The following is a 26,255-nucleotide window of genomic DNA, read 5'->3' on the forward strand; positions in this document are numbered from 1 at the left end:
TTAAGTATTCGTGCTTATACATATAGTTACTTATAAATATAAGTTTTTATAAATATATGCTGTTATACACATACCCATGTATAAATATACTTACCTATAAATATACATATAGTCACTTAATTTTGTGTTCATCTTAAACTATTACAGTACATAAGTATAGTAACAGAAATCGCAGTAAAAAGCGAACATATATTCGCTTATGCGATAATGTTTTTAATCACCAAATTCAATGCCTCTTTTACTGCTTTCTTTCTTACCGCTACTCGAACTCCAGATAAATGTAATTCTTTCACTCTGACTGAATCGTCATAAGCTAATCCAATAAATACAGTCCCAACTTCTTTACCCTCTTGCGTTTCAGGTCCCGCTACTCCCGTCAATCCAACTCCAATATCACTACCCGTTTTTTCCTTCACACGTTTCGCCATTTCGGCAGCACATTCTGAACTGACGACTCCGAATGTATCAACTATTTCTTCAGGAATCCCAAGTAGTCTTTCTTTTTCAATAGTCTGATACGTCACCATACCACCTGTTAGGACTTTACTAGCCCCGGGAGCATCTGCGACCATAGCTTGAAACAAACCTGCTGTGAGACTCTCTGCTGCTGAGATAGTTAATCCTTTTTCGGTCAAATAGTAGACTACTGCATATTCTAATGATTCGAATTGATCATCGCTAAAACAGTACTCTCCAACTCTTTCCTTTATTTTTTTGCCGGTGTCACGTAATAATACTGCCGCACTAGTATCATCTGATGCATTTGCTGTGAGACGTAAGCTAACCTCATAATCATTGACATAGGAAGCAACAGTAGGGTTCACCTGTGATTCAATTATGTCCTGGATTTCGGTAGTCAGTTTTGATTCCCCAATACCATAAAAACGTAAAATCTTATTACGCATCACACCATTACTCTTGAATGTATCCTGCCAAATTGGCAGAACCTCCCTTTCAAACATCATCTTCATCTCACTTGGAGGTCCAGGTAATAAAATAACGGAGCTCCCATTATCTACAAAATAATCACCAACTGCTAACCCGTTATGGTTCTTTAGAATGCGACTGCCATCAATATATTCAGCTTGACGCCAATTGTTTTGCGTTATTTCTCTATTAAGCTTCTGATGAAATCTTCTAATATTTTCCGATGCTTCTTTGTCAACTCGAAGTTCTCTTCCTAAGCATTTTGCCACTACTTGCTTAGTGAGATCATCCTCAGTTGGCCCGAGTCCCCCTGTTAGTATGACTAAATCGCTCCGTTTCAAAGCTTGTTTGAACGTAGCAGCTAACCGCTCAGGATTATCCCCAACAATATGATGATAATATACATTTATATTATTTTCTTGACACTTTCGGGCCAAATAACTGGTATTAGTATTGACGACTTGACCCATCAATAACTCTGTCCCCACTGCAATCAATTCTGCTTGTACCATTTCTGCCTCCAATTTTATAGACGTCATTCTGGAAAAATACAACTTTTATAAATATTTTACTATCATTTTAAATCACCTTTATACTAAAATACAGGTAATTGATTGACTTCATCTGTCCATCATTGACATTTGATAATACGCATTAGTTATCAGACTCATAAACTCAACACTCCTATATAATACAGTTATAATGCAGTCGATTAATAGTCACGCAAAAACAATTAAAAAAGTGGCCGACATCGATCGACCACCACAACACTTAATCCGTTAAACTACCTATTTATTTCGTTTTACTTCTATATTTTTTGCCATTCTATAAACTATTTATCTTTCTATGCAACTTTGAAAATAATGATAATCTTCAAAAGATCTATCTCTCAAATAACCAAATTTTCAAATACGTGCTACATCGATCGACTGAATACTGACCAACTGTGCTTGAAGTATTCATAACCAGAATAAACTGTAGCAATCAATGCCAAGTATAAGAACACTTCTCCCAACGAGAACGGTAGAAATTGAAATGGCCAGTCATGAAGCAATAATAAAATGATTGAAATCATTTGGGTGACTGTTTTTAGTTTCCCTGCTTTTGCAGCAGCCATTACCTCGCCTTGTTCAACTAAAATTGTTCGTAAGCCTGTGATGGCTATTTCACGACACACAATAATAGTTACGACCCAAGCAGGAGCTTGATCCACACCAACTAGCATAATAAAAGCAGACATCACAAGCATTTTGTCAGCCATAGGATCAGCAAACTTGCCAAAATTTGTGACTAAATCATCTTTACGAGCGATATAGCCATCAAGCCAATCCGTAAAACTTGCCCCCACAAAAATAATAGTGGCAATAATTTGTAAAGCATTCAAACCCTCATTACTATTTTGAGCATTGATAGCCATCACTAAAATAAAGACTGGTATCAACAACATGCGAATGACGGTTAATTTATTCGGTAAATTCACTCTTTTATCCCCTATCATTTAGACTGATCAATCGATCTCAATATCAAAATATTGGGTGTTGATCGTTTTATAATCTTCTGGAAGTTCTAATGGTTTACCATCGATCGCAATTTCCGCACTAGGTGTAAACCCTATACTAAAGCTAATGTTCTTAGCTCCTGAAGGCAAATCTACTGATTGAGACTGTCCACTTTCTAATGTTCCTTCATAGGCTACTGCACCATCGATGCTAACACTGATCCAAGATCTGCCTCCCTCAACCGCTTTTAAGTCGACTTTGGTCGGTAACTTGATATCTGACGTTTTAAAAGACCCGCGTGTCCCATCGATACTAACGGTTGTCAAACTGATTGGCCCATCACTATTTTCTGTATCTGAGTCTTCTGAGTCAGTAGCCTCTTCTGTGTCATCTTGATTCGAATCTGAATCACTGTCGGATGGGTTCTCAGAATCAGCAGAGTCATTCTCATTATTGTTATTATCAGTCTCACCATTGTTTTGTGTCTCAGTTTGGGCAGGATCTTGCGTAATCAAATCCTCATTACTTTGAGATTTTAAATAAGCCATAACCATCAAGACTATCAAAAGGATCATAAACAACAACAAGAGAAATAATGGAAAGATGTTTTTACTCGTTTGAATCACATAATCAAATCTACTCTGCTGGCGATGTTTAGTTGATCTTGATTCATAAGTCGGTATGACACCCTCTATATCAGTTTCATTTGCAAAGGTATCGTCCAATGGATATTTTGCTAACAACCATTCTGGATCAATATCGACAGCTTCCGCATATTGGCGTACAAACGCTCGGATATAAAATTGACCTGGTAATTCCTGAAAATTATTTTGGTCGATTGCCCGTAAATAGCGCGATTGGATTTTAGTCACTTGTTCCAAGTCCGCGTAAGTATACCCTTTCTCTACACGTGCTTCTGCTAATATACTGCCAATTTTAGTCACATTATCACCCACCTAATCGATTTCATTGTATCATATTTGACGGAGAAATAGCTGGTAAAAAGGTGAGTTAATCACCCCAACCACCAGTGACTTTTATCACTTGCCCAGTTAAGTAATCGGACCTTTTATCAAAAATTGCACTGACCCAATACGAAATATCCTCTGGATCAGCTAATCGTTGCAGTGGTATCTCTTCTATAAGTTGTTGCCAGGCAGATTGATCCAGGAAATAGTTTGTCGGCGTCTTGACTGCACCGGGAGCTACACCGTTCACAGTTAAATCATTTGCAGCTACCTCCATCGCGTAACTTTTTATAAATGATTCCTGAGCTCCTTTTACCGCTGAATAAGTCGTTTCAAGGGCACTGCCATGACTAGCATATACTGAAGTAATAAATACAATCCTAGCATGTTTTGCTTTTAGAAGTTGGGCCTCAAAAAATTGAATAACTTCAATTGGACCAAATACATGGACTTTGAACAAATGATTAATATCAGTTGTTGTCTGATTTCTCAAAAAATCGTAGACCGTACCTCCCGAAGCAAAAACTAAACCACTAATAGGTAATATATTTGAAAGAATACTTTTATCTATATTAGAAAGATCAAATTGGATAATTGAAAAAAACTGATTAGGAAATTTTTCTTGAAGGCTTTGTCTCAAACTAGTTACCTGCTTTATATTGTCATTAGCATGTAAAGTGAGCGACCAGCCCACCTGTGCTAGATCTTTTGCGATTGCTCCACCAATAACCCCACTCGCTCCAATAATCAGTGCATGTTTTTCCATTTGAAATTAATATCCTTTACTTCGATTTGACATAAGTCGTGCCATTTGCAGCAGGACCTTCTGAGTTTCCGATAAACAGAACCAACACGATAATAGTTAAAAGATATGGTGCTATTTCTAACCAAACGCTAGGTATATCTTGAATAATCGGAATATAACTACCGATAACGCTCAAACTTTGTGCTAGTCCAAAGAATAGGGCCGCTCCCATGGCTCCAATCGGATTCCATTTACCAAAAATCATTGCTGCCATTGCTATAAATCCTTGCCCCGCAATCGTTGTAATCGAGAAATTAAGCGAAATAGACTGAGCAACTATCGCACCACCGATACCTCCTAATAATCCAGAAATCAAGACACCCGCATAGCGCATACCATAGACATTTATACCCAACGTATCCGCTGCTTGAGGATGCTCCCCAACAGATCTTAGTCGTAAGCCAAAAGTAGTTTTAAATAATACGATATAAGCAATTACGGCAACTACAATTGATAAATAAGCCGGTAAAGACGTTCCAGTAAAAAAGATAGGTCCGATAAATGGAATTTTGGATAGAACAGGAATAGTCGTTTTACCAAACCCATATTGGATCATAGCTGTTTGTCCATGGTTTTCATATAAAACTCTTGTCAAAAATATAGCTAAAGATGGGGCTAGCATATTGATCACAGTACCAGAAATAATATGATCAGCTCTGAAATTGACAGTGGCGAGTGCATGAATCAACGAAAATATGACTCCCGTTAGGCCACCAACTAATAATCCGAGCCACGGAGTACTTCCGCCTATGCTCTCGCCAAATGTTAGATTGAAAACGACTGATGAAAAAGCACCCATCACCATGATACCTTCTAAACCAACATTAACGATTCCAGATCGTTCTGAAAATGTGCCACCTAGCGCTGTAAAAACAAGTGGAGCAGAGTAAACAAGTGCTGAAGACACAACGATTGATAATAACGTTATGATATCCATATTAATCTCCCACCTTTGCTTTTACATTTTTTGCATTAAACTTATCGATAGCAAATCGTATCACGTAGCTACTACCAACAAAGAAGATAATTGATGCACTGACAATTCCGACAACTTCTGATGGGATTTGAGCACTTAACGGCATACTATTTCCGCCAACTCGCAATACACCAAACAACAAACCAGAAAACAAAATTCCGATTGGATTTCCAGCACCTAATAGTGAGACAGCTAATCCATCAAATCCAATACTTGGTAACGATCCGAATATAAAGATATTGCGGAAATTTCCCAATCCTTCCATAGAACCACCAAGACCAGCTAAAGCACCACTGATAAGCATGGATGTAATAATAACCTGCTTCGTGCTGATACCGGCATAGTCTGAAGCGTGCTTATTCAATCCAACTGCTTTTATTTCAAAGCCAAGGTTGGTTTTTTGCATCAGCCAGTACATGATCAATACCATCACTAAACTGATAAAAATTCCCATGTGCAAGGTTGAATTTTGAGTCATTTGAGTCAACCACTGTAATCTCATTGAGGCATTTTCTCCCACATGAGCTGTAGAATCAGCTTGTTCAGTCATTACATTCCTAACAATATAGTTGCTAACAAAAAAAGCGGTATGGTTAAGCATGATTGTAACGATAACCTCTGAGGTATTGAAATAAGCTTTCAACACACCAGCAATCCCGGCCCATATAGCGCCCGCAATCATACCAGCCATAATGGCTAGCGGTAGCAGTATGAACTTAGGTAGATCAGGAAACAAAAGGCCCACCCAAACACTAGCTAGCCAGCCACAAACAGCCTGACCTGATAGCCCTATATTGAAAAATCCTGCCGTATTAGCAACAGAAAATCCTAACGCAATGACTATCAGAGGGGCCGCGTTCCGTAAACTTTCACCGATAAAGAACGGTGTGCCAAAAGCGCCTTTTAACATAACCATATATCCATTTAAGGCATCGAACCCAAAGGAGTACATAATAATGGCTCCTAATAAGAGTCCTAATAAAACCGATAGAAGAGGTACCATAATTCGTTTTAATTGATTCACTTTAGACTGCCTCCTCTTCTGTCGCTGTCTCTTTATCCTCTTTTGAAGATCCTACCATCAGTAATCCGATCTCACTTTCATCTGTTTCAGATGCATTAAGAACCTTGACGATTTTGCCATCATACATAACAGCAATCTTATCTGATAGGTTGAAAATCTCATCCAGTTCAAAGCTCATCAATAGAACTGCTTTACCTTGATCTCTTTGCTCGATCAACCGTTTGTGGATATACTCGATTGCACCAACATCCAACCCTCTAGTAGGTTGAGCAGCAATCAAAAGGTCGGGGTTCTTATCCACCTCACGAGCAATGATTGCTTTTTGTTGATTACCACCAGATAGTGAACCAGCAATCGACTTCTCAGATGTGGTACGAACATCGAACTCATCGATCAGGCGTTTGGCATATTCTGTAATGGCTTGATCATTCAAGATACCATGTTTAGAAAACGGTGCTTTATAGTAACTTTCAAGCACCATATTTTTATCTAACGGCAACTGTAAAATCAGACCATATTTCTGTCTATCCTCTGGAATATGTCCAACACCTGACTCTGTAATAAAACGTGGGGATTGGTTTGTAATATCTATATCCTTAATTTTAATCGATCCGGTCGTCACACTTCTTAACCCTGTAATAGCTTGGATCAATTCAGATTGTCCATTACCGTCTATGCCAGCTAATCCGATAATCTCTCCACCTCTAATAGAAAGATCCAAATCATCAACCACAGTCACATTACGGCTATCTTTCACCGTTAAGTGTTCAATATCTAAAACAACTTCCTTAGGGTTACTAGGTTCTTTAACTGTCTTAAATTGAACTTGTCGTCCTACCATCATATCAGCAAGATTTTGAGTAGATACCTTATCCACATCTACTGTGTCGATAGATTTACCGCGTCTAATAACGGTACATCTGTCAGCAACTTGCTTAATTTCATCCAGCTTATGGGTAATCAAGATGATTGATTTGCCTTCTAAAGTCAATTGCCTCATGATTTGAATCAATTCATCAATCTCTTGAGGCGTCAACACTGCAGTTGGCTCATCAAAAATCAAAATATCTGCACCACGATACAAGGTTTTCAAGATTTCAACCCTTTGTTCCATCCCTACTGAGATGTCTCTTACCAAGGCATTTGGATTCACAGAAAGTTTATAATGATCAGATAATTCTTGTACTTTTTTCTGAGCCTTTTTGATATTGATATAACCAGAATGACTAATTTCTTTTCCAAGCATTATATTCTCAGTAACAGTAAACTTGCCAACTAGCATGAAATGTTGATGAACCATGCCGATTCCAAGTTGGTTAGCAACATTTGGTGAAGTGATTTTTACAGTTTCACCATTGATCTTGATTTCACCACTCGTTGGCTCTAATAATCCAGACAATATATTCATCAAGGTTGATTTACCCGCACCATTTTCACCTAATAAGGCGTGCACCTCACCTTTTCTGATTGATAAATTGATACCGTCATTCGCCTTAAAATTACCAAATTCTTTAGTAATGTCAATCATTTCAATCACGTTCTCATGATGTGTCAAAAAAGGTCGCTCCTTTTCAATTTATTAGACTAAGTATACCAAAAAATGACAAGACGCTTCTATGTTTTTTAAAAGTTCAGCCAAACAATAGCTACTATACCATTTTCAATTGTAAATTTTACGAATTGCTATCTTTGCTATTTTAGAGTATAGCAAAAGCGTCACCCCAAAGATGACGCTTTTACTCAATTTCACTATTGATTTATCTTTATGGTTTTTCTGGAACTTCTAAACTACCATCAATGATTTGTTTTTTGAAATCTTCAATTTGTGTTTTGGTGTCATCTGACAATTGCCCATCTGTCAAACCAACACCGTCATCAGCCAAACCTAATTCTTGGTGTTCTCCACCAGGAAAGTTTCCTTTAGCAGATTCTTCCGTCAAGTTTTTAACAGCAACACCAACACCCTTAGTCGTTGATGTCAGTGTAACGTTACGGTCTCCAATAACACCTTCATCAGTTTGGTCACGGTCAACACCGATAACCCAAATTTCACGAGATGGATCTGCTTTTACGATATCTTTAGCTTCTGAGAAGACTCCGTTACCCGAACCACCAGCAGCTTGATAAATAATATCTGCTCCATCAGCATACATTGCTGCTGCTAATTGTTTCCCTTTGGCTGCGTCCCCAAAGTCATTCACATATTCAACAACGATATCGATATCCGGATTAACTGCTTTAACACCAGCGACGAAGCCGGCTTCGAAACGATCGATAACAGGTGATTTAGCGCCACCGATAAATCCTACTTTATCAACTTTTGTTTCATTTGCAGCAGCTACTCCAGCTAGAAAAGCTGCTTCATTATCTTTAAATGTCACAGAAGCAACGTTATCGGCATCGATAACTTCATCGATGATTGCAAAATGTGTATCAGGATTATTACTTGCTGTTTCCTTAATAGCGTCGACTAATTTGTACCCAACACCAAATATCAGGTTGAAGCCATTACTAACTGCAGAGTTCAAATTGGTAATATAATCTGATTCAGAGTCAGATTGAATGTAGGCATAGCCAGAGTTGCCTTGTTCTTTGCCGTTTTCTTTACCCCACTCTGTAAGGCCTTCCCAAGCACCTTGGTTGAAGGATTTATCATCTACACCACCGACATCAGTTACAATAACTGCCGAAAAATTGTCTCCATCAGATTCCCCACCATCAGAGTTGTCATCAGAATCATTTCCACCATTTCCGCACGCTGCTAACAACAATGCCGCTGAAACCCCAACCGAAATTTTGCCAATCTTTTTCCAAAACGCCATGGATAAAGCCCTCCATAATTTTATTTTATTTCCTCTAATAGTTTAGCATATTCTTCATGATAAACAAATATTTTTTACACTATTTTGAAAAACGTTTGTGAATACGACAGTCATATCTACAATTATGGTTTTCCTACCTTTGTCCCACTAGTCACTAATCTCATCAGATCTTATCAACACTTTTCGTGGCTTACTCCCATCTTGAGGACCAACTACTCCATGTGCTTCTAAAGAATCAATCAATCTTGCCGCTCTGTTATAACCAATGCGGAACTTTCTTTGAATCATGGAGATGCTTGCCGTTTCTTGACCAGATACCATTTCCAAAACTTCTGGATAAAGTTCGTCTTCTGGTTCACTAGTAGTTGTCTCCGTTGGCTGATTCGGATTCATTTCTTCTACATAAGACACTTCTTCTTGTTTTTTAACGAAATCAACTATTCGCTCAACTTCTTGATCTGATAAAAAGGCGCCCTGAACTCTAATAGGTTTACTTTCCCCCATTGGAAGGTAGAGCATATCTCCTCTTCCTAACAATTTCTCTGCACCATTACTATCTATAATAGTCCTCGAATCGGTACCACTAGACACAGAAAAAGCAATTCTACTTGGAACATTGGCCTTTATGATTCCTGTGATAACATCTACAGAAGGTCTTTGTGTTGCCAATACCATATGAATCCCTGCAGCTCTAGCCATTTGTGCCAAGCGAATAATAGCGGCTTCAACCTCATTACTGGCCACCATCATTAAATCTGCTAACTCATCAACAATCACGACGATATAAGGTAGAAATTCTTGTTCTTCACCGCTCTCAGCTTCATAGGCCTTAGCTTCCTCGTTATAACTTTTCATGTTTCTGGCGCCTGAGGCAGCAAACAATTCATAGCGTCTTTCCATTTCTTCAACTACCTTATTGAGAGCTTGAGCAGCTTTTCTGGGATTAGTTACAACCGGCGTCAATAGATGTGGAATATCATTGTATACATTCAATTCAACTTTTTTGGGGTCAATCATCATCAATTTAACTTCGTTAGGTTTAGCCTTCATAAGAATGCTTGTGATTATACCGTTAATACAGACTGACTTACCACTCCCAGTAGCACCCGCAATCAATAAGTGTGGCATTTTACTTAAATCAGCCAAAATCGTATTCCCAGAAACATCGCGCCCTAATGGTATATCCAATGGTTCAAGAGACTTTAGAGCTGTCTCAACGACTTCCCTGAAACTAACCATATTGATTGATTGATTTGGTACTTCAATCCCAACGTATGGTTTTCCAGGTATAGGCGCCTCTATACGAATGTCCTTTGCCGCTAAAGCCAAAGCAATATCATCAGATAGATGAACGATCTTATTGACTTTGACACCAACAGCGGGCTTAATTTCAAATTTTGTGACAGCAGGTCCCAAATTAGCATTAACAACAGTTGCATCGACCCCAAAACTTTTGAATGTCTCTTCTAATTTAAGAATATTATGTTCAATAATATCGTACTCTCCTGTCTGGTCACTAACGACAGGAGGATTCAGTAAATCAAGACCTGGTAATTTATAGTTAATATTTTTCAGTTGTGTCGATAATGTAATATTGACTTCTTTACCGTCATCATCATCTGCTTCATTAGTTTCGTTGGTTTCACCAGATGGGCTGCCCAAATTAAACACATCATCTATAGTACCCTTACTTAAAGGGTGATCATTTCCCGAGCCATTTTCATTTTTCTGAGACAACGCTTTTTGATATGCCTCTCGGTCTTGCTTTAATTTTTCAATAGCATTCAAAGCTGTGGGACTAATCACTTCACCGTTATTGTCGACAGTTGTCCCTAACGGGAAACCGGAAACCTGTGCTTTTGAGTGCTGGGGATTATCCAGAGGTTGACCATAGTTTCCTAGATTAGCCTCATCTTCATCGATTGCACTATCCTTTTCTGATTTATCTGGAGTAATTGGTTCCACATCATCACTACTAGATAACAAACTTTTGAGCGAACGATTCAGTTTCGTTAAAACACCATTTTCAGCTTGTGCTTTATTTTTTGAGCGGCCATGATCAGAATCATTTGATTGACTAGAGCTAAACATTTTTTTAACTGCCGCGATCAATTCTTGCCAAGATATTCCTACAGTGAGCAAAACCCCAACTAGACCTATCACGGTTGCCATCATCAGTGATCCTAATGGTGCAATTAACCAAGACATTCCTTGAAAAAGTAAAGCCCCTAACACTCCAGTCCCTACACTTGGCAGTACAGTACGGGCTGCCCACATATTCCTTACGGCAGACCAAGTACTAGAAAAGCTGTTATCCCAATTAACTTGGAATTGTCGATTGACCGTATATTGCAATATAATGATTGAAGCAATAAAAAAACATAGTGCGGCATAGCTATAACGCGCATTTAGTTTTAGTTTATTTCCTTTAACAATCTTAACCAAAGAATAGCCAGTTAATGCAAGCAATGCTACCCAGTACAATTGGCCAACGACAGTCGCAATCGAAAATTGAATGATCCGACCTACAACACCTAAGCGCAACAAGCCTATAATGCTAATAATTGCTAGAACTAGTCCTAAAAATTCTGGGGACAACTTGCGGTGTTTGACAGCACTCCTCTTGGTAGTAGAAGCCTTTGTCTTCGTTTTCGGTTTTCTTTTCGCCATTCTTTCTATTCCTCTCTTCTATTAGCACAAGTATAACAGATTAATTGGTTATCGTATATTCAAAATCTCATGACACCTTGGTAATCTAAACACCCTTGATCACGACAACAATCTGCGCTTTGTGCTATGATGAATTAAAGACTAACAGTATTTTTCCATTCCAAGGAGGGATATCATGCGGTACGTAAAAATGACTGTTCACGGATTGGTACAAGGTGTTGGATTCAGATATATGGCAAAGTATCGTGCGGACGCTTTGCATATTAGTGGAACCGTAAAAAACTTAGCTGATGGGTCTGTGCAAATTTTTGCCTACGGGAAAAAAGAAGATATCGACCGCTACATTGACGTCATCAAATCATCGCCCTCACCTGCTGCAACCGTTGATGAAGTAATCATTGACGAATTGGATCCTTCAGAGGTTAAAAATCAGCAAAGCTTTCAAGTCATTTATTGAAATAGGACCTACTTTCCTTTAATATGGGAGTGTTATCTTAATTAATGGAGAGTGAACTATGAAAAAAATTAAAAAGTTCCTGAATGGAACGATCGTAAGGATTTCGCCATTCTTGATCCTTGCGCTTTTTTTGGCGGGTTGTATGCGCAGAGATGCAGATGGAAATCCTACTGGGTTTGTGTATCAGTATTTTGTCATCCCATCTGGCTATATTCTTGATCAACTAGCGTCTTTATTTGGTAGCTATGGTATCGCTATTATCGTTATAACGGTTGTTGTCCGTTTAGTATTGATGCCCTTGAACTTTAGCCAAATGAAAAAACAAATGATCCAACAAGAAAAAATGGCTTTAGTAAAACCAGAACTTGACAAAGTTCAAGCAGAAGTTAAAGCTGCTAAGACGATGGAAGAAAAAAATGCAGCATCTCTGAAAATGCAACAAGTTTATAAGAATAATGGCATTAGCATGACTGGTGGTTTGGGATGTTTACCACTTTTACTTCAAATGCCAATCTTTATCGGTTTGTACAACGCTATCGTACTTTCTGAAAGTATCTCACAAAGTACATTCTTAGGCATTAGTTTAGGAGAGCCAACATTAATTCTAACGATTCTCGTTGGTATCGTATACTTGGGACAAAGTTACCTGATGATGCAAGGAATTCCTGAAAGCCAAAGGGCTCAAATGAAAACCATGACCTATATAAACCCAGCTATAATGATCTTCCTATCCTTCTCTTCACCTGCTGGACTACAACTCTATTGGTTGATTGGTGGAGTGTTGGTTACACTGCAAACATTCTTACAAAACAAATTCATCAAACCAAAGATTAAAGCTCAACTTGATGAAGAATTCAAAAACAAACCACGTCCGGTTGTCTCAGATATTAAAGAAGCTAAGCCGGTCGTTCAATCCTCAAAAAAGCAAACAAAGAAAAAGGATACTGGAAGAAACCGCAATCAAGGAAGACAAAACCACAAGAAACACAGGTAATCATTAACAGTTGTCTTTTCTGAAAAATATCAGGATGATTGAATGATTTGATAAACCCTTGATCAACACTATGAGCACTATTTAGACTGATTCAAAAAGGACTTGGCAATCACAGCCAAGTCCTTTTTTAGATCATTTTTAAAACTCATATTCCCTATTTTCCGACTTACTACACTTACATTTACAACCTTACAACACTTACATTTACAACGCCGAGATTTAATCGCAATAATTCTTCTCCACAGAAAGCAATTTAGGAGATTCACTACATAGCAACTGATCAAACTCTGCTCTCAAAAGGGATCTTTTTCATAATAGGTAGCGACACTCTAAAAATAGAACCGTGATCTAGTACGCTTTCAACTGAGATAGTTCCACCATAACTTTCAACGAGTTGCTTTGCAATCGACAGTCCAAGTCCGTTGCCGCCCTTATCTCTAGCCCTAGCTTTATCAACGCGATAAAAGCGAGAAAAAACTTTAACCCGGTCTTCCTCAGACATACCCTCTCCAAAATCTTGGATTGCAATATTGACAGATCCATTATCTGAAGCCAAAGACACTTGAATTTCTTTTCGATCTCTTGAGTACTTTACGGCATTATCCAGAAAAATAATTAGAATCTGTTCGTAATGATTTTCGTAAATTTTGGCCTCAATCTCTGAGACTAAATCACTATCCAAGAAAATATCGAAATCTGGATAAAGCATTTTGAAGTTTTCGTAAATTCTTTTAGTTTTCTCGTATACCAATGTTGTTTTATCACGATACTGATCAACTGCCATATCGGCACGTTGCAAATCAAGCATCTCTTGAATCAATGATTTCATCCGTTGAATTTCAGCAAGGGATAGTTTGAGAGATTCATCTAAAACTTCGGGTTCGTCCTTTCCCCAACGATTCAGTAATTTCAGATGCCCTTCGACAATAGCCACCGGAGTCCTAAGTTCATGAGAAACATCTTCTACAAAGTGTTTTTGCTGATCGATATAAAAAGCGATGCGTTGTAGTAAATGATTCAAATGGTAGATGATATCTGAAAACTCATTCTCTTTATCCGGTTCTTTAATCAAAGTATTTTGGACATTTTCTTCATCCACAGCTGTGATGACCTTACTGATTCTTTCAACAGGTTCAAATAGTAATTTGCTTAAACCATAACCTAGCATGATAAAAAATAGCAATACAAACGGCATCGTCAAGAAGTATGTCAGCAATGCTTTTCGTTGCCATTTTAAAAAGCCACTCATAAAATTGACCACTTGGTAGTAGCCTAATAACTGGTTAGAATCTTTCTGGAATATTGGACCACGTATCACATAAATTTGTCGATTACCAAATTCTGTATCGACAGCCTCTGCTACCCCTGAAAAATTCATTTCTACTGGTTTAGTCAATGTTTCAAACACCACTTGTTTTGACCGATCAAATACCTGTGTTTCAATATCTTGATAGGAGATACTAGGATAAATTGTACCAGAATATGAATTTTCATTGATTAGTTTAAAATCGTCCGGTATATTTTGTGCTGTGATCTCGTTTAATTGATTAAGCATCAAATCGTTTAAATTCGCAACTTGCTTGGTTCGATCCATCTCTAATTGTCTTTTACTCGTTACTTGAAAATTGATTGCCATCGCACTAATGACTAGATAGATAAGAAAAAAAGCGACTGTTAATAACAGCCACCATTGTTTCTGTAATCTCTTCGACTTTTGGGGTTTATATTGATACCAGCGAGTTTCACTCATTGGTCATCCCTCATCACGTAGCCAGTTCCTCTAACTGTTTGAATATAACTTGGTTTCCCGGGAACATCGATTTTATTTCTTAAATATCTAATGTAGACATCAACAACATTTGTTTCAACTTCGTTTTTATAACTCCAAACCTTGTTAAGTAGAACTTCACGAGACAACACTACATTAATGTGTTCCATCAAAATCAGTAATAATTCATATTCTCGTTTCGTCAAGTCAATGACTTGATCCCCTCTTCTGACCGTCCGATTCTCTTTCTCAATCGTCAAATCTTTAAAGGTAACTAACGTTTGTTTGTTTTGACGTAAATCTTCTTCGATTTCGATTCGCCGTAATAAAGAACGCAAACGTGCTAATAATTCTTCAATAGCAAATGGTTTAACAATATAATCATCCGCTCCTTGATCAAGCCCCGAAACGCGATCAATCACTGAATCTCTAGCAGTCATTATTATAATAGGCGTATCTTTCACAGGCCTAATACGACGACAAACTTCTAACCCATTCAGCTCAGGTAGCATCAAATCAAGTAAAATAACATCCCAATCTTCGTCTAGAGCGCGTTCCAAACCAGAACGACCATTATAGCAGATTGCTGTCTCATATCCTTCATGTTGAAGTTCCAATTCGACAAATCGTGCTAAATTTTTTTCGTCTTCAATGATTAATATTTTGTGTTTATGTTCTGACATCTAGTCAACTCCTAACAAATCAATTAAAACCGAATACATCCACATAAATTATAGCATATCCTCAAAATAAATCACAACATTTTTTAATGTTATCTTCATTTTTCTAATGGATTTTGAACGTACTCATCTAAAGCCTTATGAGTAATTTTCAGCAAAAAAACACTACGGAGACTCTTATCAGTCTCAATAGTGCTTAGAGTTGCTCACTACTGTTTAGTAGTAACCTCATTAATAACAGTTACTAGCAAACGTTTCAGCATAATCATCTGAAATCAATCAGAAGAAATAGATACTATAAAGTGATTTCTTGATCATTTTGCCAGTCAAAGTGAAATGTGCCTGGTTTATCAATTCGTTCATAAGTGTGTGCTCCGAAATAATCCCGTTGCGCTTGGATCAAATTAGCTGGCAGAACAGCTGTGTGATAGCCATCGAAATATGAAATTGCAGAACTCAAGGTAGGTGCAGGAATTCCCGTCCTTACTGCTAAACTAACGACCTCACGAACTGATTCGTGGTACTTTTCTGTTATTTTTTTGAAGTAATCATCAAGTAAGAGATTGTTAAGATTAGGTTGTTCTTCGTAAGCATCAGTAATGTGTTGCAAGAATTGTGCCCGAATAATACAACCAGCACGGAATATTTTAGCAATTGCACCATAATTTAATGACCAGTCAAAATGGTCACTAGCTTGTTTCATTTGTGCAAATCCTTGGGCATAACTCATAATTTTACTGAAATACAATGCTTGGCGGATTTTTTCGACCCACTCTTTTTTCTCATCGTCAGACAATTTAATTTTAGCCAACTTAGGAGCATTGACGCTTGCTGCAACTCTCTCATCTTTTTGTGCAGATAAATAACGAGAAAATACAGACTCAGTAATCAATGTTAGTGGAACACCGAGATCAAGCGAGCTTTGAGATGTCCATTTTCCAGTTCCTTTATTGCCTGCCTTGTCTAAAATGACGTTGACGAGATGATCATGAGTATCAGGATCTTTTCGGGTCAAGATATCCGCTGTTATATCAATCAAATAACTATTAAGCTCTCCAGCTCGCCATTCGCCAAAGATATCACCAATCTCGTCAATAGTGAAGTCTAATGCTCTATGAAGCAGATCAAACGATTCAGCTATCAATTGCATATCGCCATATTCTATGCCATTATGGACCATTTTCACATAGTGTCCAGCGCCGTTTTCACCGATATAAGTTACACAAGGTTCCCCATCAGTGGCTTTAGCAGCGATTTTCTTTAAAATAGGTTCGACAAGATCATAAGCATGCTTTTGCCCGCCCGGCATAATTGCTGGTCCTTTCAAGGCGCCTTCTTCACCGCCAGAAACACCCATTCCAATAAAATTAATCCCCGAGTTAGCAAGTTCATTACTTCTACGAATAGTATCTTTAAAGAAGGTATTTCCACCATCAATTAAAATATCTCCCTTGTCCAAATGGGGTAAAAGAGATTGAATGGTCAAATCAGTTGGTTTTCCAGCTTTGACCATCAGTAAGATTCGTCGTGGTGTTTCCAAAGAATCAACAAATTCCTCCACCGAATGGGTTGGAACTAGTTTTTTTCCTGGATTTTCAGCTACAACATCATCTGTTTTCGAGGTCGTACGATTGAAGATAGAAACAGAATAACCATTCCGTTCAATGTTCAACGCAAGATTGCGACCCATTACTGCCATTCCGACAACGCCTATTTGTTGTTTACTCATTCTATTTGGCCCCTTTTCATCTCTGTTTTATAATCATCAATAAAACTGTTCCAAAAGAGTTGTACATTTTCTATGTTCAATCCTTTTGGACTCTACTAAATAGTACCCTTATTCCTATTCGCTTTTCTATAAAAACACCATGATCACTTTAAGTGTTGCTATTTTTACGATTTACAGTAAAATATGTAACGAATAGCAAAAAGGAGGAAGTTATGTCACACAATAAAGAAAAAAGAAATTTAACCAAAGCAGAAAAGATCACTCGTGTGGTCGTTTGGCTAATGCTAATTGCCACAATAGGTACATTGGTTTTATCTGCTGTTGGTGCTATTTATTTTCAATTAACAAATTAAATGATTCGATACTGAAGTTGAGATGCGATTCTCAACTTTTTTTATATAAAAAAGTGCTTGGCAGTTAGCTTTTAGGCTATTCTGGCTTTTCTCCTTTTACTTTACCGTCCCAAGCAGCAAAACCTGATTTTAAGATTTCAATGTCGGAATAACCGTTTTTCTTTAAAATCCTAGCTGCTTTTCCAGCAAGAAAAACGCCATCATCATACAATCGAATTTTTTGATCCTTACGCAACTCATGATAACGTTGTTTAAACTGTGTATAAGGAATGTTTCGTGCACCCAAAATATGTCCCTTGTGAAATTCAGTGGTTTCACGCACATCGACTACTTGTGTTTTCCTAATATCATCACCAAATACTTCACTTGAGACCAATTTGGCTGACTTTTTTCTAAAGTAAAGTTGGACTAAATAATAGATTCCAAAAATGATAACAACCGTTAACAAAATTATATTGATGATAGTTAATGGACTTAATTTAGGCATTGTTTTCAACTCCTACCTTTACTAAATAAGCGGCTCCCAGTATCCCAGCATCATTACCTAGTTGAGCTAGTCTTAATTCTGTTGAATCTCTCACTTGTTTAAAACAATTATCTTTAAATGTTTGATTAGTGATATCTAGCAAAAAAACTCCTGCTGCAGATACGCCACCGCCTATAACAATAAAACTAGGATTTAATATGTTTGCAAGATGGCTGGCTGCTAACCCTAGATATTGTCCAACGTTTTTGGCAACAATAACGGCCAACTTATCTTCAATTTTTGCTAAATCAAACACGTCTTTTGCGGTTACTTCCTCACCATCATCAACAGCTTTTTTCAAATCTGATTCACCAGCAAAAAGTTGTGCATGATAACGTGCAAGGTTCACGATACCAGTCGCACTCGCTACTGTCTCTAAACATCCTTTTTTGCCACAAGTGCAATCAAAGGGATGATCTAATTCTACTGTGATATGCCCAATCTCACCTGCTACATTTTTGGCACCATGCAGTAATTCCCCATTAGCAATAATACCGCCACCAACACCTGTTCCAAGTGTCACAAAAACAACATCATCAGCTAGTGAACCAGCGCCCATCCACCGTTCACCTAGTGCGGCAACATTAGCATCATTGTCAAGAAAGACTGGAAGATTTAAAGCGTTTGTTAGTTGTTCACCAACATATTGCTTTTCAACCCAATCAATATTATAAGCACCTATCACTGTCTTTTCTTTGTCATCCACTTGACCAGGAGATCCCATACCTATCCCTAACAACTCATCAGACGGTAATTCCAATTGGGCGATTCTTTCCTTTATAGATTCAATAATCTCCGGAACTATATGGATGCCATCATCTAAAACATTTGTTTTGATTGTCCATTTATCCTGTATTTCACCTTCAGGAGTCACAATAGCAATCTTGACAGAGGTACCGCCTAAATCAATTGCCAATATCTTTTTAGCCATAATTATCATTTTCCTCTTTTCCAATAATAAAATCTGAAGTCCATAAAACTAATACTTAAAAACTTAAAGCATTAAAGTTAAAGCATTAAACTTAAAGCATTAAACCTAAAGCATTAAGCTTAAAGATAGATTTATAGACTATATCCTTCTTTTTCTTGACGCATGCGCTCCGCAGCCAGTGGCTAATCTAAATCAGTTATCAGTTCATTATCTTAGTTTTGAGAAGCAACCCGTACTAAGCCAAGCCAGTATAACAGAATAAATAAGCCTATTAACCCGATTGTAAGACCTACTCTCAATAGCGGACTCACTCGATTGCTCTTTAAAGGAACAATTAACCAAGCCAACATTAAGCCGGAAATCAAACCACCTAAATGCCCAAAGTTATCGACTCCTTGATTTAAAAAGCCAAAGAAAACGTTGACTAACACTAGTAATTTAAACTGCTGGCTTAAACTTCTAACTATATGCTGCTCCGGAAAAATACGGCCAAATGCCACCAATAAACCAAAAAGGCCGAATAATGAAGTACTTGCACCAGCTGAGATTGAGTTATTGAAAGCAAAGCTAGCTACGTTACCAAACACACCAGTCAGCAAGTATATTATAGCAAATTTTGCTGAACCAATTAGTGGTTCTACCAAAATTCCCACGTAATACAGCGTTAAACTATTTAAAAGTAAATGTGTCCATCCAATATGGATAAAAATAGGAGTAATCAAACGCCACCACTCACCATTAGCTATTAAGACATTGACCTTAGCTCCATATGTTGCTAGGACGAACGTATTAGTTGATCCACCCTGTAGCTCTAACCATAGAAAATAAACAACCTGAATCACTAATAAACACTTAGTTACTAGATCCCTATCCCATTTTAAAAAAGATCGCCCTTGCACCAAATTCCTCCCTCTCTGATATCTATCTCTAACCACCATTCTATCTCACTATTAATTTATAATTAGGCAACTATTAATCTAGTTAACTATTCATCTAACTAACTATCATTTATCTAACTACAATTCTATCATTACTGTAATATCTCAAATTTTAAAGCCCTGATGACGTCATTCATAGCTTCATTTATGTCTTCAACTATGTCTTTTTTAATGACTTGACTTATACTAACAGGCTAACAATTACAGGCTGACAATACCAAAATAACAAGACGAAACAACCACTAGCAACTCAAAACTTTATATTAATAAAAAAGTTGGACCAAATGTCCAACTTTTTCAAAACTTTATTTTTTGACTTCGCGATGTAAAGTTACACGACGATCTCTAGGACAGAATTTTTTAACTTCTAAACGATCAGGATTGTTCCGTTTATTTTTGTTAGTCAAATAGTTTCTTTCACCACATTCTGTACACTCTAAATTGATATTGACGCGCATCTGCTAACCCCCCCAGCTCATTACTATAACAGGGCATAGCCCTTAACTCGTATAATTATACCATGATTTAGCTATTATATCCAACTATTTTTCTTATCTTTCGACCTCTATCTCTGATCCTATTTCTAATGATAGACATAAAATCATTTAAAAAGATTGAATTACCACTATCACTAGATTATCATTAAGACATCAACTATTTGAAAGAGGTGTAAATATAATGGAATGGACAATTATTATTGTTCTTTTAGTTTTCGCTATTCTCTTTCTGCTAATCTCATTATTCTTGAAAAATAGGACTAATGATGCTGAAACAGAGGCGTTGGACCAACAAATTTTGGACCAAAATCGCGAAATCTATCAATTGAAACGTCATATACAAGAGCTTGAAGATGAAAAGCGTGAACTGACAAAGGAAAAAGTTGATATACCAGTAGAATCTAATTCTGTAGAACACTCTAACCCTTCAACCGAAGATTATGACCGTTATGATGATTATGACGATGATGATCATCAATATGACTATTCATATAATGAAAGACCTGCTTCAAGCCCAATGCATGGTTTGACTAAGCAACATATAGTAACGCTTTATAATCAAGGCGAAACTTTAGACGACATTGCTGAGCAATTGAATGTACCTGTTACAACTGTTCAGTTAGTAGTAGATAATTACTTAGAAGAACGTTCGCTATCCTAGGAGGGAAACACTCATGAAAACAGCGACCAGATCTATTGGCATTGGTTTCCTTCTTGCTGCATTAGTAGTGGCGGGACTAATATTTGCCAAACCATATTTACCAGAAAATATACAACGCTTTATGCAAAGTGACGCGGCAACGCAAACACATACCGATGATGATTATGAAGCACTACAAAAACAATATGACGATGCTCAAACTAAGATCAAAGATCTAGAAGAGCAAGTTGCTGCTAAAGAGTCTGATTCAAATAATGATGATGCTGATCAAGATAATAACCAATCTGATAACGATGATCAAGCTAATGATGATCAATCAAATGATGATCAAAACACCCCAACAACTGTTAACTTCGTCATTCCAGAAGGCGCTTCTGCTTCTCAAGTGGCAAGTGACTTAGCTTCTCAGGGTGTTATTAGTGATGCAACAGCCTTTTCAAACTTCTTAACAGAAAATGGTTATGATGTGCTTGTTCGTCCAGGAACATTCGAATTGAATAGTGACATGACAAACGAACAAATCGCACAAGCAATCACAAATTGATGCTTTTCTAAATGAGTTGATCATTGTCATTGAAACATTTCATAACTCAAGATAAAACTCTTGATGCGAATGAGGAAGCTACGGCAGTTATGATGGGCTCCCCGTCAAGTGGACACGGAAATATAATAATTTTTTTAGAGAGCTGTTTGCTATTTTTGTGGCAAACAGTTCTTTTGTTTTATTGTTTAAACCTCGCTGCGCTCGGTTGGCGTATCCCTTAGATGTGCGAAACAAAGGGCGTTTCACACTTCTAAGAGATACGATTATTACGCTGCCATTAGAAGTTGTTGGTGAACTTGTAATGGAGTTTTAGATTTCAAGCATCGTTGATAACGGCCATTATTATAGTAGCTAATGTAATCTTCAATCATCGATACGAGATTTTCGCGTCTTATAAATTTACGACGATAGTATTTTTCGCGTTTCAATAGTCCCCAGAACCCCTCCATTGGCCCATTATCAATACAATGTGCAACACGAGACATGCTTTGTTTCATCCCTTGATTTTTGATTTTAGAACTCATGGTTTTACTGGTGTACTGAAACCCTCGATCGCTATGGAATAGCGGATGAGCCTCAGGCTCAAGTCGAATGGCTTCGTCAAAGGTATCAAAAACCAACTTATTATCGTTTCTATCGCTAATGATGAAAGAGACAATACGCCGATCTGCTAAGTCTAGAATGGCACTAAGGTAAATTTTCTTTACTTGGTTTCCTAGAGTGTACTTGAATTCACTGACATCAGTTAACCATTTTTCATTTGGTTTATCTGCATGGAAATTTCTATTTAGATAGTTTTTGGCAATATGATAAGGATTATTGGAAGCTTTAGTAATTCCTTTTGGACGATGTTTGACTGTAGATTTAATTTGAAGACTACGACAAATCCGCAATACTCTTTTGTCATTGACGTGCAACCCAAAGTCTTGAACCAAATCGTCGCGGATCCTCCGATACCCCTTGTCGTTATCTGCTTCATAGATGTATCTTACGAGGTCTGCCAAGTGCTCGTTAAAGATAGTTTGAGCTGATTTTGGTTGCTTTAACCAGCGGTAATAGGCTGATCTAGAGACATGTAAAAAATCACACATTAGTTTTATCGAATATTTTTTGAGATCATGGAGTTCCTTAATTGCTTGGTATTCAAAGATATGACGAATGAGGTCTAGTCCCACTTCCTTTCTAATTCCCTGACTTTTTTTAAGAGGTCATTTTCCATTTCTAACCGTTTGATTTTGCGTTCTTGTTCAGCCAGTCGATCACGCATTTCTTCTTCAGGTGTCCGACTGGGTTCTGTTCCAACTCGACGTCCTCGGCGATCTTTTAAGCCGGATTCGCCCATTTTCTCATATTTTAGGACCCAATGACGTACCTGTTGGTACGATACCTGATACTTGATAGCCGTTTTGCCATAGTTATGATTATGCAGAATACAATAGTGAACAATTTCCACCCGTTCTTTGAAACTTGTTTTTCTTGATTGACTCATTTGACTTCCACCGCTTCCTGTTTTGAAGTTTCCATGAGTATTATATATCTTTATCCAATCTCGTAGTTGGGTAGACTGTCTTAATCCGTATTTTTTAGTAATTTCCAACAGACCCCCTAAACCATTTAGGTAATCAGTTACAGCCTGAATTTTTGTTTCAATCGTATAGTGTGTATTCGTACGACTTTCTAATAAGGCTGTAGGCCCCCCATTCTCATAAAGCAAAAGCCAGTTCTTTAAAGTAGACCAACTAATGCCAGCAGAGCGAGCTAGGTTGCTCATATTGTCTTCACCATTCAAATAGCTCTCTACTAGTTCTACTCGTTTTTTCGGAGTGAGTTTCATCTTTCTATTTGACATACAAAATACCCCCTATACAGGACTTTTATATTTCAGTGTCCTATATAGGGGGAGCATATCAGTTTTGCCGTAGCTTTTTTACTTTCTATCTTTTTAAGTTTCACTTTTTTGTGTTCTATCTTTATACTCTCTACATACTCTCTACATTTTTTGCCTTCCCAAAATTGTCCCGTTACACCATTTGCCACAAAATGGACAACACTAGAGCGATTGCATAATTCAAATTAAAACATGCCATATTTTTGATTGCATAGCCAAAACTAGAAGGCAGTGGCACTTTCTTTGTAAATTCAGTAGTATTCTTTCTTACTTTCGGAAAGCTTACAAATATCCATAGAATTGGCCACTGAAAAATCCCTAGTAATAGTCCTACTAAAATAAAGACATAGGCTGCATACATCAAAGATTGAAACAGTAAAATACCATGTTCTCTTCCAATAAAGTAAACGAGTGTATACCGATGATTTTTAATGTCCATTTCAAGATCTCTCAGGTTATTAGCTAACATGATATTGCTAATCGTCAGAACCAATGGCATCGCAGCTATCAAAATCGCAAGTATACCATACAGTTTTCCACTCAAATAAAAGATTCCTCTGACAAAGTCGATATCAAGATAAAAGACGGGATTATTAACAGTATTAATGTAAACAGTAATTGCAAAAATACCAAGTCCCATCGTAAAACCACTAAATATCTCCCCCAAAGGCATTCTTGATAATGGTACTGGCCCAAATGTGTAGAAAATACCAATAAAACAAACAATTGCCCCCATAATCAGCATGAGCCATCCGGTTAGCCAACTTAATAATAGACCAATCAGTAGAGTGATTCCTAGCATGGCAAAAATCATATTAGTAACAGCACTCTCTGAGACGTTTTCTCTGCCAATGACATTTTGCGTCTGACGATAAAGATCAGATTTAGCTTTTTTATAATCCATCGTATTGTTGATGGCTGTTGTTGCCATATCAAAGATGATCATTCCTGTAAAAAAGAGTACAGAATTTCTCCAATTAACACTCTTAAAATAGCTAACTGAAAACAGTAATCCAATTAAAAAAGGAAATAAACTGGCAACTTTAGTTTTTATCTCAACAACTTCCAAAAAAACTTTTAAACGTTTCACTGCAAGTTCACACTCCGATTCAAACTAATAGCCTCACTGCAAATCATTTCTGTCTCCCATCTTATAATCAGAACTCTCATCTAACTTAAAAGTGTCCGTGATTCCATCTGTAACATAGACGACGCCCTCTTTAGTCACAAATATTGCTTGAGTTTCTGGGTCTGTTTCATTCTCGATAAACTCTAGCCCTTCTTTGACCCCTTTATCAAATGCAACTGTTGTCAGTCCATCTCCATCTATCGATTTTGCCGTAATCACCGTTACACTGGCCAGATCATTTTCATAAGGATAACCTGTTTTTGAATCGAAAATATGGTGGTATTTATGACCATCTACATTAAGATATCTCTCATAAATCCCTGATGTTACGACTGTTTTATCCGCTTCTTTGATTGATCCTAAGATGGCTCCTCTTTCACTATTGGGATCTTGGATACCAACATTCCAATCTTCATTTTTACCGCGCCAACTATGGCCTACAACAAAAATATTGCCACCAAGATCAACGATAGCAGATGTCACTCCTTGGTCTTTCAGGACTTTGACTGCCACATCTGCTATATAACCCTTGGCAATAGCCCCAAGATCAATAATCATACCCTTATCTTCTAAATAAACAGTTTGATTTTGATCGTCAAACTGTACTTTCCGATAATCAACATGTTTAAGTGCTTCATCTATCTCAGCTTGTTCTGGTTTCCGAGCATCATCAAAACCAATTCGCCATAGTTGGGTGATTGCTCCAATAGCCATATTAAACCCACCATTTGACTCAACGCTGTAATCATAAGCAACTTTTAACAAATGGTAAATATCATCCGATACTTTTACAGGCTTCTCACCGGCATTTGCATTGATTTCGTCTATTTCAGAACCCTTTTGATTGATTGTGATCCTATCACCCAAATCACTAATACGTTCAAACGCAGGTTCTAAAGCGTCTTCCTTGTTTTCATCATATACACGTATTCTGACATAAGTTCCCAGTAAATACTGTTCATCAGAATAAGGCTCTTTTAAAAGTCCTTCAGCAGGCTCTGTCTGACTATCTGAGTTGGTGTCGTTTGTCTTAGCATCACAGCCAGTCATTGCAACGATCGTAATCACTATAAATAGTAACGTTTTTAGCTTATATCTCATTAAACATTCCTCGCATCTTCTGAATTGTTTCTCCAAATTTAATTAAAGCTCCTACTATATTTCCGCTTAATATAAATGCTTCACTACACTCATAAATGGATCCTTATAGCTATAGACTATTACATGCTAGTAATTCAACTCTATAGCCACTTCATGTTACTAACTCATATTAACAGATTATTGTCTTATTGAGAAAAAGGATTCTCATTAAGACAATAAAAGAAGCTAAAGCGAACGTCGCTTAGCTTCGATTAGTGTTAGACTCTTTCGATTTAAATTACTCTGCCTACTAATAGACCCTATCGTGTAGTAATGAAAGCAACTCTCTATTATAACTTTCATAGCTAGATGTGTTCAATAAGACAGGC

At 37.4% G+C, this 26,255-nt stretch carries 25 protein-coding genes; 5 read left to right on the top strand and 20 right to left on the bottom strand.

The features are described from left to right. Window positions 1–197: 197 nt before the first annotated feature. From H541_RS0101615 to H541_RS13745, 9 genes are all read right to left on the bottom strand, one after another. Window positions 198–1,439, bottom strand: coding sequence for a competence/damage-inducible protein A (locus tag H541_RS0101615; protein WP_022795611.1), 1,242 nt, complete (start codon window positions 1,437–1,439; stop codon window positions 198–200). Between the two features lie 404 nt (window positions 1,440–1,843). Further along, window positions 1,844–2,407, bottom strand: coding sequence for a CDP-diacylglycerol--glycerol-3-phosphate 3-phosphatidyltransferase (gene pgsA / locus H541_RS0101620; RefSeq protein ID WP_022795612.1), 564 nt, complete (start codon window positions 2,405–2,407; stop codon window positions 1,844–1,846). A 27-nt stretch (window positions 2,408–2,434) separates the two neighbouring features. Further along, window positions 2,435–3,370 (bottom strand): helix-turn-helix domain-containing protein, encoded by a 936-nt coding sequence (locus H541_RS0101625; protein ID WP_022795613.1) that lies wholly within the window; start codon window positions 3,368–3,370, stop codon window positions 2,435–2,437. A gap of 67 nt (window positions 3,371–3,437) precedes the next feature. Next, window positions 3,438–4,160, bottom strand: a complete 723-nt coding sequence (gene ymfI / locus H541_RS0101630; protein ID WP_022795614.1) for an elongation factor P 5-aminopentanone reductase — start codon at window positions 4,158–4,160, stop codon at window positions 3,438–3,440. 16 nt (window positions 4,161–4,176) lie between these two features. Next, window positions 4,177–5,136: an ABC transporter permease gene (locus H541_RS0101635; RefSeq protein WP_022795615.1), complete on the bottom strand. Its 960-nt coding sequence runs from the start codon at window positions 5,134–5,136 to the stop codon at window positions 4,177–4,179. A gap of 1 nt (window position 5,137) precedes the next feature. Continuing rightward, window positions 5,138–6,199 carry an ABC transporter permease subunit gene (locus H541_RS0101640; RefSeq protein ID WP_022795616.1) on the bottom strand — a complete coding sequence of 354 codons (1,062 nt, stop codon included), beginning with the start codon at window positions 6,197–6,199 and terminating at the stop codon, window positions 5,138–5,140. A gap of 1 nt (window position 6,200) precedes the next feature. Then, window positions 6,201–7,754: an ABC transporter ATP-binding protein gene (locus H541_RS0101645; protein WP_022795617.1), complete on the bottom strand. Its 1,554-nt coding sequence runs from the start codon at window positions 7,752–7,754 to the stop codon at window positions 6,201–6,203. A gap of 208 nt (window positions 7,755–7,962) precedes the next feature. Beyond that, entirely contained in the window at window positions 7,963–9,021 is a 1,059-nt protein-coding gene (locus tag H541_RS0101650) for a BMP family lipoprotein (RefSeq protein WP_022795618.1), read from the bottom strand. Between the two features lie 147 nt (window positions 9,022–9,168). Next, window positions 9,169–11,691, bottom strand: a complete 2,523-nt coding sequence (locus H541_RS13745; RefSeq protein WP_022795619.1) for a DNA translocase FtsK — start codon at window positions 11,689–11,691, stop codon at window positions 9,169–9,171. 175 nt (window positions 11,692–11,866) lie between these two features. Between H541_RS13745 and H541_RS0101660 the strand changes: the two genes are divergently transcribed. Both H541_RS0101660 and yidC read left to right on the top strand, forming a co-directional pair. After that, complete coding sequence (locus H541_RS0101660) at window positions 11,867–12,148, top strand: acylphosphatase (protein ID WP_022795620.1); 282 nt, start codon at window positions 11,867–11,869, stop codon at window positions 12,146–12,148. 58 nt (window positions 12,149–12,206) lie between these two features. Further along, on the top strand, window positions 12,207–13,142 hold the full coding sequence (gene yidC, locus H541_RS0101665; RefSeq protein WP_022795621.1) for a membrane protein insertase YidC: 936 nt from the start codon (window positions 12,207–12,209) through the stop codon (window positions 13,140–13,142). Between the two features lie 280 nt (window positions 13,143–13,422). Here the strand turns inward: yidC and H541_RS0101670 are convergent, their stop codons facing one another. The 3 genes from H541_RS0101670 to gndA form a co-directional block, all read right to left on the bottom strand. Beyond that, on the bottom strand, window positions 13,423–14,892 hold the full coding sequence (locus H541_RS0101670) for a HAMP domain-containing sensor histidine kinase (RefSeq protein WP_022795622.1): 1,470 nt from the start codon (window positions 14,890–14,892) through the stop codon (window positions 13,423–13,425). Beyond that, the gene (locus H541_RS0101675) at window positions 14,889–15,593 is read right to left on the bottom strand and encodes a response regulator transcription factor (RefSeq protein ID WP_022795623.1); all 705 of its coding nucleotides are present in this window, start codon (window positions 15,591–15,593) and stop codon (window positions 14,889–14,891) included. Before H541_RS0101675 ends, H541_RS0101670 begins: the two co-directional genes overlap by 4 nt. 292 nt (window positions 15,594–15,885) lie before the next feature. Further along, window positions 15,886–17,319, bottom strand: a complete 1,434-nt coding sequence (gene gndA, locus H541_RS0101680) for an NADP-dependent phosphogluconate dehydrogenase (RefSeq protein ID WP_022795624.1) — start codon at window positions 17,317–17,319, stop codon at window positions 15,886–15,888. 212 nt (window positions 17,320–17,531) lie between these two features. On the opposite strand from gndA, the gene H541_RS12895 reads away from it, so the two are divergent. Further along, window positions 17,532–17,672: a DUF4044 domain-containing protein gene (locus H541_RS12895; RefSeq protein WP_022795625.1), complete on the top strand. Its 141-nt coding sequence runs from the start codon at window positions 17,532–17,534 to the stop codon at window positions 17,670–17,672. A gap of 76 nt (window positions 17,673–17,748) precedes the next feature. Here H541_RS12895 and H541_RS0101690 read toward each other — a convergent pair whose 3' ends face one another. The 4 genes from H541_RS0101690 to rpmG form a co-directional block, all read right to left on the bottom strand. Next, a complete protein-coding gene (locus H541_RS0101690; protein WP_022795626.1) occupies window positions 17,749–18,159 on the bottom strand; it encodes a rhodanese-like domain-containing protein in 411 nt (136 codons plus the stop codon). Then, window positions 18,152–19,129, bottom strand: a complete 978-nt coding sequence (locus H541_RS0101695) for an ROK family glucokinase (RefSeq protein WP_022795627.1) — start codon at window positions 19,127–19,129, stop codon at window positions 18,152–18,154. The genes H541_RS0101690 and H541_RS0101695 overlap by 8 nt, the downstream gene beginning before the upstream one ends. A gap of 212 nt (window positions 19,130–19,341) precedes the next feature. Next, window positions 19,342–20,028: a rhomboid family intramembrane serine protease gene (locus H541_RS11220; RefSeq protein WP_022795628.1), complete on the bottom strand. Its 687-nt coding sequence runs from the start codon at window positions 20,026–20,028 to the stop codon at window positions 19,342–19,344. Window positions 20,029–20,372: 344 nt separating this feature from the next. Continuing rightward, on the bottom strand, window positions 20,373–20,525 hold the full coding sequence (gene rpmG / locus H541_RS0101705) for a 50S ribosomal protein L33 (protein WP_022795629.1): 153 nt from the start codon (window positions 20,523–20,525) through the stop codon (window positions 20,373–20,375). A 220-nt stretch (window positions 20,526–20,745) separates the two neighbouring features. On the opposite strand from rpmG, the gene H541_RS0101710 reads away from it, so the two are divergent. Both H541_RS0101710 and H541_RS0101715 read left to right on the top strand, forming a co-directional pair. Next, entirely contained in the window at window positions 20,746–21,225 is a 480-nt protein-coding gene (locus H541_RS0101710; RefSeq protein ID WP_022795630.1) for a helix-turn-helix domain-containing protein, read from the top strand. A 13-nt stretch (window positions 21,226–21,238) separates the two neighbouring features. Beyond that, on the top strand, window positions 21,239–21,769 hold the full coding sequence (locus H541_RS0101715; RefSeq protein WP_022795631.1) for an endolytic transglycosylase MltG: 531 nt from the start codon (window positions 21,239–21,241) through the stop codon (window positions 21,767–21,769). 266 nt (window positions 21,770–22,035) lie between these two features. On the opposite strand, the gene H541_RS13480 is transcribed toward H541_RS0101715, so the two are convergent. The 4 genes from H541_RS13480 to H541_RS0101735 form a co-directional block, all read right to left on the bottom strand. Further along, window positions 22,036–22,944: an IS3 family transposase gene (locus H541_RS13480; RefSeq protein ID WP_205617794.1), complete on the bottom strand. Its 909-nt coding sequence runs from the start codon at window positions 22,942–22,944 to the stop codon at window positions 22,036–22,038. Beyond that, on the bottom strand, window positions 22,935–23,618 hold the full coding sequence (locus H541_RS13485) for a helix-turn-helix domain-containing protein (RefSeq protein ID WP_026501533.1): 684 nt from the start codon (window positions 23,616–23,618) through the stop codon (window positions 22,935–22,937). The genes H541_RS13480 and H541_RS13485 overlap by 10 nt, the downstream gene beginning before the upstream one ends. 172 nt (window positions 23,619–23,790) lie before the next feature. Further along, the gene (menA, locus tag H541_RS0101730; protein WP_022795632.1) at window positions 23,791–24,747 is read right to left on the bottom strand and encodes a 1,4-dihydroxy-2-naphthoate polyprenyltransferase; all 957 of its coding nucleotides are present in this window, start codon (window positions 24,745–24,747) and stop codon (window positions 23,791–23,793) included. 33 nt (window positions 24,748–24,780) lie between these two features. Further along, window positions 24,781–25,887, bottom strand: coding sequence for an FAD:protein FMN transferase (locus tag H541_RS0101735; RefSeq protein WP_022795633.1), 1,107 nt, complete (start codon window positions 25,885–25,887; stop codon window positions 24,781–24,783). Window positions 25,888–26,255 lie beyond the last annotated feature (368 nt).

Origin of the sequence: Bavariicoccus seileri WCC 4188 (assembly GCF_000421665.1) — a bacterium.
GTDB lineage: Bacteria > Bacillota > Bacilli > Lactobacillales > Aerococcaceae > Bavariicoccus > Bavariicoccus seileri.